We start from the raw sequence: 13,489 nt of genomic DNA, 5'->3' as shown, positions 1-13,489 counted from the left end.
ATATTATTTTAAGCCATGATCATATTTGAAACGTTCAATATCTCGAATTGAGTTCCAATAGTTTCGATTAATACGGTCACGATCATTTTGTAATTCTCTTAAAAGCTTACGATAACGTTCACGCTCTTCTGGCTTTAATTTTTCGTTATAAGCACTGTCAGAATATTGCTTAAACTTTTCGTCATAACGGTCATATTCATTTTTTGCATTGTAGTAATCTGAAGCTGCCTGATAATAAGGTCTTAAACGATTACGCTGCTCAACTGGGCACACATTGATATTGCCACTACCCTCTAAAGCGCTATAAAAAATATTTGTTGGCTGGCAATAAAACCCTAGACCTTCTTTATACCCACGTTCGTATGAATTTTGATCTGGAACAATATTGGCTTTTCCACATGCTTTGTAATATTGATCTAAACGTGGCGACGAACCTTTTGAACCATCTTTCTCACCCACTAATGACCAATTCGCAGTCTTACATTCTTCTACGCTCATTGCAGCACAACCTGAAAGGCTGATTGCTAAAATGGCTAAACCAATATTTTTCATATTAAGATAACTCAAAAATAAAATTCAAAACCGCAAAAATAAAATTCCAGTAAATACTCTAAAAGGTCTTGCTCTATTCAAGACTTCAAAAATAAGTGTCTCACTGGATAAGCCTTTAAGTTTAAATCAGTTTGATCATCTCACCAACTTGAAAGGTCATAATTCCTAATATTGTTTAATTTAAAAAATCAAATTCGAAGAAATTTGCTCACTCTTAGACTGCCCTTACATATTAATTTTACTTAATTTTTTCACTATAAAAACCCAAACTAAACACATGATTCTTAATATAAATAATTAAAAAATCCCAAAAATTAATCTTTAATCATTTTACCCTTTTTTTACGCGATTAACTTCACAAGCTACAGTAGGATTTTAGCTAAATAGCCACCAAGGTTTTTTATAATGAGTACGCATATTTACCCAAGTTTAAACTTACAAAATCCTCACTTTAAACCTTTTAAAATCTCGGATGATTTTATTCCATCGATACAAGCTCACATTTTCGACTCAGAGCTTTTTTTAAAAGAGGTGGATGAATATTTAAATTTATATCCAAATACCCAACACATTGATATTTGTCTGCACGACTTAAACGGACATATTCGTGGTAAACGGATTGATGTTAAAAGTTTAAAGAATCTCTCTAATGGGTGCTATTTTCCACTTTCTGTGTACGCTATGAGCCTAGATGGAAAAGTGATTGAAGAAACAGGTTTAGGAAAATATATTGGTGAACCAGACAGACTTTGCCTACCCATTTTAGGCAGCTTGCAACCCAGTGCATTATCTCCTGAATTAAATGCCCAGCTTTACCTATCCATGCAAGAAGAAAATGGTTCAGATTGTCACTATGAACCACGCAATATATTAAAAAAATTATTAAATCAGTTACAGGCTACCAATTATTTTCCTGTTATGGCTGCCGAACTAGAGTTTTATCTTTTCTCACCTCAGCATCAGTCTGAAAATTGCATAGAAAACCAATGTTTCGATATTGATGCACCGAATAACTATCAACAAGTCTTAGAAGAAGTTGAAAAAGCAGCCCTACTTCAATCTATTGAAATTACCGCTATTGTTGCAGAATCATCACCTGGACAATATGAATTAAACCTCCAACACAGCCATGATATTTTAAAGCTCTGTGATCAAATTAATGCTTTAAAAAGAATTGTAAAACAAGTCGCAAGAAAGCATGACTTAACTGCTTGTTTCATGGCAAAGCCCAATTTAGCAAAAGCTGGTAGTGGCATGCATTTTCATATGAGTCTACTCAATCAATACCATGAAAATATATTTAGCTCAGAAGAAGAAAAAGATGAACCTTCGGCCAAATTACTCAGCGCGATTAGTGGCCTAATTGAATTAATGCCTGCATCTATGGCTATTTTAGCGCCCAATATTAATTCTTATAGACGTTTTAAAATTGGTCATCATGTGCCATTAGAAGCCAATTGGGATACCAATAACCGTAATGTCGCAATTCGCATTCCATGCTCAGATGTACAAAATCAACGTTTAGAATATCGTGTTGCTGGAGCTGACTGTAACCCCTATCTGGTTACAGCGACTATTTTAGCGGGTGTATCTTACGGCTTATCTCATAAGTTACCGCTACCAAAACCTGCACATCTTTTAAAATTTCAAGATGAGCATATTTTATTAGCCAACAACCAACCAGAAGCCTTAAAAATATTTAAAGGAAGTCTTATTTTAAAAGGATATTTAGGGGCCGACTTTGTAGAGCATTGGTACACAGTGAAACAAGCTGAATATCAAAATATTTACAGCCAAATGACTGAAGCAGAACAACATTGGGATATTTAAATAAAAAAAGCTAAAAGATAAAAACCACTTTGCAAACCCTTAGGGAGAAATACCCTAAGGGTTTTTTATATCTAATGATTTTTCTGTTGAGCTAAAAAACGTAATCCAACACCAGGTTCAGTAGCAATATAGCGTGGTTGAATCGCGTTATCCCCCAACTTACTACGTAACTTCCCCACTAAAATACGTAAATAGTGAGTATCTTCCTGATGGGTTGGCCCCCAAAGTTCTTTTAAAAGTTGTGGCTGTGTTAAAAGTTGACCTTGATAGCGCATTAATAACGTCAAAAGTTGAAATTCTTTTCGAGTTAACGTAATTGGCTGTTGCTCAACCCAAACTAAACGTTGCGTAACATCAACTTTGAGATAACCATCGTCGTACACATGTGCTTCTTGCTGAATCGGTTGGTTTCTTAAAATGACACGAATGCGCGCCAAAAGTTCTTGCACACTAAAAGGCTTGGTCATGTAGTCATTTGCGCCAGCATCGAGCAGAGCAACTTTTTCATATTCATCGGCACGTACAGATAACACAATAACAGGTACATTCGACCAGCTACGTAATTCTTGGAGTACTTCTTTCCCGTCTAAATCGGGTAAGCCTAGGTCAAGAATAACCAAATCAGCACCTTGGGTCGCCAATGTTTCTAGGCCTTTGTAACCGGTCTCACAGAGCGTGGTTTTGTATTTTTGTGTTCTTAAAGCAATGTCTAAAAATTTACGGATTTGAGGCTCATCATCAATAATCACAATACGTGTTTCTACAGGAGATGTTTCTGAAGTTATCATGACTTTACAACTTATTCTTTTACTGGATGAATGGGTAATCTGATTTGAATTAAAGTACCTTTATTTTGGCGCCCTGAAAATGCTTCTATTGTACCCATATGAGCACCAATAATCGCTTTCACAATTGTCAGTCCTAAACCTGTACCAAATTTTCCGCGGTCTCCGCGTTCCATAGTATAAAACATATCGAAAATGCGGTTTCTTTCATCTTCAGGAATTCCCGCTCCTCTATCTTCAATTTCTATTTTCACTTCATCTTCAAATAAAAGAGAAGCCCGAATCATGACTGGTTCATCTGGAGGTGAAAAGTTTGCAGCATTTTCTAAAACATTAAAAATGGCCTGCTCTACGAGTGCTGGATGAACATATAAACTAATGGTTTGTTCAGGTAAATCGACCAGCACTTGAGTATCTGGTTTATAACGCTTTAAACGGCGGGTTGCCGAACCGATTAATTCGTCCACACCAATCCAATCTCTTTTTAAAGATAGACCTTCATGCCCCAAACGTGTCATATCAAGCAAGTTCTGAATATAACGATCTAAACGTTCACCTTCTAAATGAATGGTTTCGAGTAAATCTTGCTGGTCTTGCTCTGACATATCTGCTTTAAAATGGGAAAGCGTATCAGCTGCTCCAATAATAGAAGCAAGTGGTGAGCGTAAATCATGCGATACCGAAGATAATAAAGCAGAACGTAATCGCTCTGTTTCACTGGTTACTTTTGCTTGTTCAAGTTCATTGACTAATTGGGTTCGAAGTGCTGCCTGCGCAATATATTCAATTACACTTTCAGCCAGTTTCTTTTGTTCAAAATTTAGAGAAACCACTTCATCTTTAAAATAAACTCCCACAATACCTAGGCTATTTTTCTGCTCTAAAAGAGGTAAAAACCACCAGTTTGACTGGCTGAGTGTATCGGTAAAACGTCCACATGGTTGTTGATGCTTCAAACACCAATCTGCCGCAACTTTTTCTTTATCGCTTAGCTCTATATCAGATGAAATGACTCTATCTTGAATAGAAATCCACACCTTCGTTTGAAGTTGGGTTTCTAAAGTCATATGACCTGTTTGCATAACTTCTTCAAGATTTACTGCACTAGAAAGTTTACGCGCTAAGTCTTGCATTACTGTAGTGTAAGCATTTGCAGCTTTTAAAGATAAAACCTGCTGACGTAATTGAGAGGCCAAACGCCCAGCGATTAAAGCTGCTGCAAAAAAAGCAACAACGGTAACCACCCCTTGGTGTGCTGAAATTTGTAAGGTAAAACGTGGTGCAATAAAGAAAAAATTATAGGCTAAGAAACAAATAAGAGCGGCTACTACCGCAGCGAGCATTCTAGTTTTGGTTGCTACAATTAAAACTGAAATAATGAAAATGACAGAAAAATCTTCAATACCAAATAAAACTTCAGCAAAGTGAGCTATAAAAATACTGGCACATGTAACAGCTAGAACAAAAATACTTTCTTTTAGTGATAAAAATGATGGTTTTTCAAGTTGAGTTGTTTTTTTAGTGCCCTGTTCTGGGTGCAAAATAGTTAAAGCAATCGAGTTTTCTTGATTTAATAATTGCTGAGCTAAATTTTTCTTAAATAACTTTAACCACCACGGCGAAATACTTTTGCCAATGACCAGATTGGAAATTCCTCGATCAACCGCAGCATCCATTAAAACAGATGCAACTCGATGGCCATATAAAACTTCTGTTCGACCACCGAGTTGCCGAGCCAATTCAAATGCACGATCAATCTCAATATATTCTTTTTTATATGAATTTGCTGAACTCTGTCCAAAGTCCAAACTTTTAGCAACATTCACTACCGTCCATGTAGCCCCATTACGCTCAGCTAAACGGCAACCTGCTCGTACTAAATACTCAGAAGAACCTTGTCCGTCTATCGCAATCATCAGTTCGTTTTGCAGCGAGATGGACTTCAAACCTTTAGAGGCATAACTCTCTTTTAAATCTGAATCGACATGTTCAGCAACGCATTGCATTGCCAGTTCACGTAATGCTGTTAAATTTGAAATGCTAAAAAAGCCTTGTAACGCCAGATTTGCTTGCTCTGGCACATAGACTTTTCCTTGATGGAGTCTTTCAATGAGTTCACTGACGGGTAAATCAATTAAACGAATATCTCGAATACGATCAAATACCCGATCTGGGACCGTTTCATTTACTCGAATCCCCGTAATCTGGTAGACCACATCATTTAGGCTTTCTAAATGCTGAATATTAATGGTCGTAAATACATCAATACCTGCGTCTAGCAATTCATTGACATCTTGCCAACGTCGTTCATGACGACTATTTGGGACGTTGCGATGAGCCAACTCGTCAACCAACACAATTTCTGGATGCCTCAGCAAAATAGCATCTAGGTCCATTTCTTCTAATGTATGCCCCTGATATTGCATTTCTTTTCTAGCAATTTCAGGTAAGCCTTCCAAAATTTTTAGAGTTTCTATTCTTCCGTGGGTTTCAACAATGCCCACAACAACATCTGTTCCCTGTTGAAATAACTCTTTGGCGCGGGCAAGCATGGCATAGGTTTTTCCAACACCAGGTGCCGCACCTAAAAAGACCGTTAGTCGACCGGCTTGATATCTGTTGACATGATTTAATAAGGCCTCAGCCTGATTTTCGCGATTGCTTTGCACTTGATATCATCCGGTAAACTAACAATTTTATTTTTAAGTTAATGTGTAGATTGTAATTGATCTAATGCAATATTGAGTTCTAATACATTAACACGAGCTTGCCCCAATACACCAAACTGCATCGGTTCAATATGCTTTTGGAGTAACTCTTCCACAACCTTAGGGTCTAAATGACGGGCTTGAGCCACTCGAGCCACCTGTAACTGAGCAGATTCAGGACTAATATGCGGATCGATACCACTACTCGATTTAGTCACCAAATCGCTGGGAATCGGTGTATTACCCGTATGATCTTGTTTTTTCACTTCAAGAATCTGAGCATCAATTTGTTGCTGTAGTTCAGGATTAGTACGAGCTAAATTTGTACCCGCCATTGCCATGGGATCATAATTTGCTGCCGAAGGGCGTGGATGAAAATATTCATTCCCGACAAATGGCTGAGCCACTAAAGTTGACCCAACAACTTTCTGATCTATTTCGATCAAACTACCATTGGCCTGATTATTGAATAAAACCTGCCCAGCGCCAGTAGCGATAGCACTGTAAACAGCACCGCACCCTACTAGAGTAAAAATTAATAATCCTAAAGATGCTCTTAAGGTCTGACCCAAATTTGCTTCTGAATTTTGTACATAAGTTTTCATTTCAAACTCCAGATTACAAACCAAATAATTGAACAATCACCACATCGATCGCTTTAATGGCAATAAATGGTAGAACCACACCACCCACACCATAAATCAACATATTTCGACGTAGTAACTGAGTTGCAGTTGAAGGTTTAAATTTCACACCTCGGAGAGCAATTGGAATTAATAGCGGGATAATAATCGCGTTAAAGATTAATGCCGATAAAATCGCACTGCTTGGGCTCGCCAGATGCATCACATTTAAAACCTGCATTTGTGGAATCGCTGCAGCGAATAATGCAGGCAAAATTGCAAAGTATTTAGACACATCATTTGCTAACGAAAACGTTGTTAAAGCACCACGAGTAATCAACTGCTGTTTACCAATTTCAACCACAGCCAGTAGTTTGGTCGGGTCTGAGTCTAAATCAACCATGTTGCCGGCTTCTTTTGCAGCTTGTGTACCCGAGTTCATGGCTAAACCGATATCAGCTTGCGCTAATGCTGGCGCATCGTTGGTTCCATCACCGACCATCGCAACTAAACGACCTTGTTGTTGTTCGGTGCGAATACAAGCCAATTTGTCTTCTGGTTTTGCTTCGGCAATATAGTCATCTACACCAGCTTCAGCAGCAATCGCGGCAGCAGTTAATGGATTATCGCCTGTAACCATGACGGTTTTGATGCCCATTTCTCTTAAACGAGCAAAACGTTCTTTAATGCCGTGTTTAATCACATCTGAAAGTTCGATGACACCCAATACATGATGTTGATTTGCTACGACTAATGGTGTTGCACCTTTTTTAGCAACTTGTTCAACACGTGCTTTTAACTCTAAATCTTGAGAATAATCTTCATCTACAAACTTCAAGATTGCATCTAAAGCACCTTTACGAATTTGATCACCATTCGGTAAATTCACGCCAGAAATTCGAGTTGAAGCACTAAAAGAGATAAATTCAGCCTGTTCAGGTTCTTGCTGTTTTAAACCCTGTTCTTTTGCTAACTTAACAATCGACTTCCCTTCTGGTGTTGGGTCAGCAAGTGAGCTTACCCAAGCAGCTGCTCTTAATTCAGACTCGGTTACCGAAGTTAAAGGATAAAAAGAAGTCGCTTGACGGTCACCATAAGTAATGGTTCCTGTTTTATCGAGTAAAAGCACATCAATGTCACCCGCAACTTCTACCGCTTTACCTGATTTTGCCAAAACATTGGCTTTGAGTGCACGGTTCATCCCCGCAATACCAATCGCAGGTAACAAGCCGCCAATGGTTGTAGGAATCAGGCAGACCAATAACGCCACGAGCACAACTGGATCAAGTTCAATATGCAAATACTTGGCAATAAATGGCAAGCTAATCACAACAATTAAAAACGTGATTGTCATCACCATTAACAAGAAGCCAAGCGCAATCTCATTCGGAGTTTTCTGGCGATTTGAGCCTTCAACCAAAGCAATCATACGGTCTAAGAAACTTTGACCTGATTCAGCAGTCACTTGCACAACAATACGATCTGTAAGTACTTTGGTTCCGCCAATAACACCTGAACGGTCTGTTCCAGCTTCACGTAGCACAGGTGCTGACTCACCTGTAACAGCCGATTCATTAATAGTGGCAAAGCCTTCTACAATCTCACCGTCGGCTGGCACAAGCTCACCTGCATGTACTTCAATAAAATCATTTAAATGAAGTTGGGTAGCTGCAACTTGAGTCGCGTGACGGTCTGTCAAAGAGTTAAGTCTTCGAGCCGTTAAATTTTCTCTTGCTGCACGCAATGAAGATGCCTGTCCACGACCTCTGGCCTCTGCAACTGCTTCAGCATAGTTAGCAAATAAAATGGTAATAAACAGAATTGCTGTAACCGCTAAACCAAATAACAGCGTGGTGTAACCCAAGACTGTACTCATTGCAGTAACTACTGTTCCAAGCCATACGATTGCCATCACAGGATTTTTAATTGCATGCTGCGGTAGCAGTTTCACAAATGCATTTTTCCAAACTTCAAAATTTGGCACTGCCATGGTTTGTTTACGGCTATTTACATGAGTTTGTGTATTCATTTTCACTCGCCTCCTTAGCCTTTAACCAACAAAAGTTGATCGGCAATTGGCCCAAGGACAAGAACTGGCATAAATTGTAATAAGGTAAGCAACACAACAATCGTAATCAGCGTTAAAGCAAAGGTTGGAGTTTCAACTTGAAGACTACCTGCTGTTTCGGGTGCTTTTCTTTTTGCTGCTAAACGTGTCGCAATCATTAATGGCAAAATTAATGTCGGGAAACGTCCTAAAAGAAGAGCAATACTACAAGTGACATTCCACCATACAGTGTTATCTCCAAGACCTTCAAAACCTGAACCATTGTTTGCAAATGCAGAGACATATTCATAGAACACTTGGCTAATACCATGTGGTCCCGGATTACTAATTCCAGATATGCCTGGAATGCTGAGGCTTAATGCGGTAAATGCAAGAATGACTAAAGGTTGAATCAAGATAATAATCGCGAGCAACTTAATTTCTGCCGCTTCAATCTTGCGCCCAAACAACTCAGGGGTACGACCTGTCATTAAACCTGCAATAAATACTGCGAGTAACAGATAAATCATAAACTGTTGCAGACCACAGCCCACACCACCCCAAATGGCATTAATCAGCATGTTAATGAGTTCGACTAAACCAGTAAGCGGCGCAGAAGAATCATGCATCATATTGACCGAACCGTTATTCACCTGCGTAGTGATCGCTGCCCAAACTGCTGATGCAGCTGGTCCAAAACGTTGTTCTTTACCTTCCATTACGGCAAGTTGAGATGCTGTCGATGACATACTCTCAGACCAGACAGCCGCCGCACCTGAAATACTCGACATGAAAAGCATGCTACCAAACACAAAGTAAGCAAACTTTTTACGCTGGGTAAAATGCCCAACCATAAAAATCACGGTAAGTGGAATAAGTAATATCGCAATCATTTCTAATAAATTAGAAAGCGGTGTTGGATTTTCTAAAGGCACACTACTATTTGGACCATACCAACCGCCACCATTACTTCCCAATTGCTTAATCGCTACCATTGGTGCAACTGGACCTAAAGGAATTTTTTGGGTTTGAACTGTATTGGCTTTATCAATCAGCTGTACTTCTGGCCCGCCTTGGAAAGTCGCTGGTACGCCTTGGCTGTTGAGCAATAAAGACCAGACAAAACAGAGAGGAAGCAAGAATCGGACTGTAGGGCGAATTACATCTGCCCAATAGTTCCCAATTAAAATTTGGTCTGGCTGCTCGGCAACATCGGCTGCAATATGGCTTGGGCGCTGATAAAAGAAAGCTCTTAAGGTCGCGACCACCAAAGCCAGCCCCATCATTGGAGTAATGACTTGCAAACCTACAATACCTGTCATTTGCGACAAATAAGATAACTGAGCTTGGCCAGAATAATGCTGTTGATTGGTATTAGTTAAAAATGAAATAACCGTGTGTAATGCTAAATCCCAACTCATATTTGGTGCATGATTGGGGTTTAATGGTAGCCATGCTTGCGTCATAAAAATAGCAAAAACGGCTACAGCTAGAACAACACAGCTAACAACAAATGCTAGAGAATATTGTTTCCAGTTCATTTGTTGGTGTGGAGATATACCTAACAAGCGATAAACAGGATTTTCAATCCAGCGAAATAATCCATCACCCCACATCGGCTGATTTGTCATCACTTTGGATAGATATTTACCGAGGCACCATGCTAGAAAAATAGCAATAAATAAAACAAGTATAAGTTCTAACATGGCTATTCTCCTTTATGTTCCTTGGCTTGATTTGCCAAACTGGAAATAAGGAGAGATGAAGAAATATCATTTGTTTTAAGTCCGGATAAAACAATGCCAGACTGATGCAAGATGCGCATTTGAGAATTTATAAGCATCTTTATTGTCCTGAAATAACACTAATTTAGTGAATTTCAGTATGGGTAAAATGCTCGTAAATTCTCTATTGAGGAAATTAAAGACCGCGTAAAGTTTGCGTAAAATCTAGTTTGAAAGCCTTTAAACTTTAAAATTAACGACTGGATAAAGCATGCTATCAGCCTTTAAGGTTTCACAATGCCAAAGCTCATATAAAGGGATTTTTACATCGAGCGCTAAAGGTAATTTTTTAGAATTAAATTGCATATGGTCTAGATCAGCTCCCCATGCAATCAAATCTACATCTAAAGAAATATGATGTGATGGACGAATACGCCCTGTGTCTGATTCAAGTTTTTTTAAGAAAGCTTCGATTTCTGAAGGATTTAAAGAACTTTTTAATAGACATGCTGAATTCCAATAATCATCTCCAATACCATCTCGGCATGGAATTTGATAAACAGATGAAAACTGCACTTTCCCCAAAGTTGCTAATTGCGTATACGCAAAAGTAAAGTGCTGATCTGCGTCTAAATTACTCGCTAGGGCGAGCGCAAAAATTGTTTCTGGTGCGTTCAAGACGAATTCCTACAGCATTAGCTTCTGCAATGATGGCGGGCTTACGGATGGTTATGGTAATTTTTTCAATTGTTGGAAAGGTTTCAAACAAACGTTTCAAAACAAGATGTGCTGCATGTTCAATTAATTCAGGTTTGGCTTCCTGAATCGTTTGAGCCGACAACTCACAAATCTGAGCATAGTTGAGTGTATCCTCAAGTTTGTCAGACTGCGCTGCTCGGCTCAAATCATTATGGATGGTTAAATCCAACATTAAAGGTTGAATGATTTGTCTTTCCCAGTTGAAACAACCAATGACTGTTTCAACCTTTAACCCTTCAATAATAATGGCATCCATAAATTTAAACTGACCTTAGTGCTTTAACAACGAAGCAGGTTCCATATTTTGAACCATTTTCAAACGCTGGTCTGCATAAATATCGGTATATGGTGCGAGTACGCGCATAAAACGATCGAAATAAAGCATTTGCTTAAATAATAAAGCAAAATCTCGAGGGAATTTAATACCGTGGCGCTCACCAACACCCACCATATCCATCATAATGTCGTTTAAATCGGCTGGATTTGAAGACAATATTTGTTGAGGGTCAGACATTAATACGCCATTAAATAAGCGCTCTAAATCTTGTGCCAATACATCAACATCAACTTTGTTATGAGTCATGCCCATTTTCAGCATGTTTTCAGCCATTGCCTGATAATCAGTTTTTTGCAATGCATCCATAAAGGCCATACACGCTGTCCAGACTTCTGGGTTTAGCTGCCCTACAATACCAAAATCAATAAAACCAATTCGACCATCTTCAAGCAACATTAGGTTTCCAGCATGTAAATCCGCATGGAAACTCTTACATAGCATTAAACTACCAAACCATGTATTCATGGCAGTAATCAGTACTTGCGATGGATCTTTAGCATATTTTTTTACAACACTAAAGTCTGTCAAAGACACACCATATAGGCGTTGCATGGTTAAAACACGGCGTGTAGAAAACTGATGGTAAACTTTAGGTGCAGTCGCAGCTTTATTTTGTGAAATATTTAAATATTCAACAAAATCATCTAAGTTTTGTGCTTCTTCAATGAAATCAACTTCGCGAACCATACGGCTTTTAATTTCATCGACAATTTCAGAAAGTGCAGCAAATTTAATTTTAGGTACGACACGTTCAAGCAATTTGGCAGCCCAATGCACCACACTTAAATCTGTATATAAAATGGTTTCGACACCAGGTTTTTGTACTTTAATAACGACATCTTCGCCTGTGGTCAGCTTAGCTGCGTGAACCTGAGCAATTGATGCAGAAGCTAATGGTTTTTCATCAATATAGCTAAAAATCTGATTTAAATCGCGTCCTTCAAACTCAGATGCAAGCACACCTTGAACATAGCTAAATGGCAGTGTTGGTGTCTGGTCTAAACAACCTTGAAATTCTTCTACATATTCACGAGGGAAAAGCGATGGTGTACTCGCAATAAACTGACCAAGCTTAATATAAGTTGAACCAAGCGACTCAAAAGTCTCTCGCATGAGTTTGGCATTACTTGGTTTTTCAGTTGCGTATTTAATTCCAGCTTTGGCCGCAACCACTGCTGTTTCACCAATGCGGGCGACGGAACGTAACCCATCAAACAAAATATTTTTTTTCATATTTCTTCAAAACCAAATCATTCAGGTTGAGTGTAGCAAATTTTATTTCATTTACTGTTTAGCTTGCCTGACAAAGTGGGCAATTTACATCTTTATCAAAACTAACAATACGTTGTGTCATGTTTAATCCATCCCACAGTAATAGTTTCTGTTTTAAAGGTACACGATTTAACCCTAAATACAGCAAAGTGTGATGTGCTTGTAATGACGCTATCATTACAGGAGTAGTTGCAAGTACCCCCGATTCTGCACAGCGTAATCCTTCATTGCTATGTTGTTCTTTTGGAAAAAGACATTCATAGCAGGCTGAATCTCCTTCAACCATAAACATTTGTGCCTGAAAACCAATTGCTGAAGCACTAATTAATGCGACCTGATGTTTCTTACAAGCCGCGTTTACAAGATAACGAGTTGTAAAATTATCACATCCATCTAAAACCACATCTTGGTGTTCAACCAGTCTATCAATGTTATGTTCGTCTAACCGTTCGTTATAGTATTCAACACAGATATAAGGGTTAATTTTCTGTAATCGCTTAGCAAGAATCTCTGCTTTATAACGTCCGATATCTTCATGACCAAATGCAATTTGACGTTGTAAATTACTTATCTCGATCGTATCTGCATCAATCAGTGTAATTTTCCCAACCCCTGCTCGCGCAAGTAGCTCTGCACTGCTACAACCTATGCCACCAGCACCTACAATCAGCACATTAGCAAGTTTGAGTTTTTCCTGAGCTTCAATATCCCATCCATCAAGTAAAATCTGACGGCTATAGAGATGCATTTCCTCATCACTTAACTCTACAAAATCGATATCTTGAAGCTCGGTCACGCGTTAATCCTTTCACTTAGAAGCGAAATGATTTTATGACTAAGTTCGTCATTATG

The 13,489-nt window shown here is 38.7% G+C and carries 11 protein-coding genes; 1 reads left to right on the top strand and 10 read right to left on the bottom strand.

Annotated elements, in window-relative coordinates; genetic code table 11:
• Window positions 1-3: 3 nt before the first annotated feature.
• The gene (locus NL42_RS00055; RefSeq protein WP_461311320.1) at window positions 4-552 is read right to left on the bottom strand and encodes a DUF2799 domain-containing protein; all 549 of its coding nucleotides are present in this window, start codon (window positions 550-552) and stop codon (window positions 4-6) included.
• A gap of 405 nt (window positions 553-957) precedes the next feature.
• On the opposite strand from NL42_RS00055, the gene NL42_RS00050 reads away from it, so the two are divergent.
• Window positions 958-2,382: a glutamine synthetase family protein gene (locus NL42_RS00050; protein ID WP_461311319.1), complete on the top strand. Its 1,425-nt coding sequence runs from the start codon at window positions 958-960 to the stop codon at window positions 2,380-2,382.
• A 71-nt stretch (window positions 2,383-2,453) separates the two neighbouring features.
• Here the strand turns inward: NL42_RS00050 and NL42_RS00045 are convergent, their stop codons facing one another.
• The 9 genes from NL42_RS00045 to NL42_RS00005 all read right to left on the bottom strand — a co-directional run bounded on the left by NL42_RS00045 (window position 2,454) and on the right by NL42_RS00005 (window position 13,433).
• Entirely contained in the window at window positions 2,454-3,170 is a 717-nt protein-coding gene (locus NL42_RS00045) for a response regulator (protein ID WP_004791511.1), read from the bottom strand.
• An 11-nt stretch (window positions 3,171-3,181) separates the two neighbouring features.
• Complete coding sequence (locus NL42_RS00040; RefSeq protein WP_461311318.1) at window positions 3,182-5,836, bottom strand: ATP-binding protein; 2,655 nt, start codon at window positions 5,834-5,836, stop codon at window positions 3,182-3,184.
• A gap of 38 nt (window positions 5,837-5,874) precedes the next feature.
• Window positions 5,875-6,480: a potassium-transporting ATPase subunit KdpC gene (gene kdpC / locus NL42_RS00035; RefSeq protein WP_461311317.1), complete on the bottom strand. Its 606-nt coding sequence runs from the start codon at window positions 6,478-6,480 to the stop codon at window positions 5,875-5,877.
• Window positions 6,481-6,493: 13 nt separating this feature from the next.
• Entirely contained in the window at window positions 6,494-8,533 is a 2,040-nt protein-coding gene (kdpB, locus tag NL42_RS00030; RefSeq protein ID WP_461311316.1) for a potassium-transporting ATPase subunit KdpB, read from the bottom strand.
• An 8-nt stretch (window positions 8,534-8,541) separates the two neighbouring features.
• Window positions 8,542-10,251, bottom strand: a complete 1,710-nt coding sequence (gene kdpA, locus NL42_RS00025; RefSeq protein WP_461311315.1) for a potassium-transporting ATPase subunit KdpA — start codon at window positions 10,249-10,251, stop codon at window positions 8,542-8,544.
• Between the two features lie 258 nt (window positions 10,252-10,509).
• Entirely contained in the window at window positions 10,510-10,947 is a 438-nt protein-coding gene (locus NL42_RS00020) for a 2-amino-4-hydroxy-6-hydroxymethyldihydropteridine diphosphokinase (RefSeq protein ID WP_461311314.1), read from the bottom strand.
• The gene (gene folB / locus NL42_RS00015) at window positions 10,904-11,284 is read right to left on the bottom strand and encodes a dihydroneopterin aldolase (RefSeq protein WP_461311313.1); all 381 of its coding nucleotides are present in this window, start codon (window positions 11,282-11,284) and stop codon (window positions 10,904-10,906) included. Before folB ends, NL42_RS00020 begins: the two co-directional genes overlap by 44 nt.
• 15 nt (window positions 11,285-11,299) lie before the next feature.
• A complete protein-coding gene (locus NL42_RS00010; RefSeq protein WP_461311312.1) occupies window positions 11,300-12,598 on the bottom strand; it encodes an ABC1 kinase family protein in 1,299 nt (432 codons plus the stop codon).
• Window positions 12,599-12,656: 58 nt separating this feature from the next.
• Window positions 12,657-13,433 (bottom strand): HesA/MoeB/ThiF family protein, encoded by a 777-nt coding sequence (locus tag NL42_RS00005; protein WP_002119624.1) that lies wholly within the window; start codon window positions 13,431-13,433, stop codon window positions 12,657-12,659.
• Window positions 13,434-13,489 lie beyond the last annotated feature (56 nt).

The sequence above is a fragment of the Acinetobacter sp. GN11 genome (genome assembly GCF_054823985.1).
Note: the sequence above shows the minus strand (reverse complement) of the source record. Positions and strands in the feature narration are given on the sequence as shown.

Coding starts and splice junctions, on each gene's coding strand:
- NL42_RS00055 (WP_461311320.1), bottom strand. CDS start 552: ATGAAAAATATTGGTTTAGCCATTTTAGCAATCAGCCTTTCAGGTTGT.
- NL42_RS00050 (WP_461311319.1), top strand. CDS start 958: ATGAGTACGCATATTTACCCAAGTTTAAACTTACAAAATCCTCACTTT.
- NL42_RS00045 (WP_004791511.1), bottom strand. CDS start 3,170: ATGATAACTTCAGAAACATCTCCTGTAGAAACACGTATTGTGATTATT.
- kdpC (WP_461311317.1), bottom strand. CDS start 6,480: ATGAAAACTTATGTACAAAATTCAGAAGCAAATTTGGGTCAGACCTTA.
- kdpA (WP_461311315.1), bottom strand. CDS start 10,251: ATGTTAGAACTTATACTTGTTTTATTTATTGCTATTTTTCTAGCATGG.
- folB (WP_461311313.1), bottom strand. CDS start 11,284: ATGGATGCCATTATTATTGAAGGGTTAAAGGTTGAAACAGTCATTGGT.
- NL42_RS00010 (WP_461311312.1), bottom strand. CDS start 12,598: ATGAAAAAAAATATTTTGTTTGATGGGTTACGTTCCGTCGCCCGCATT.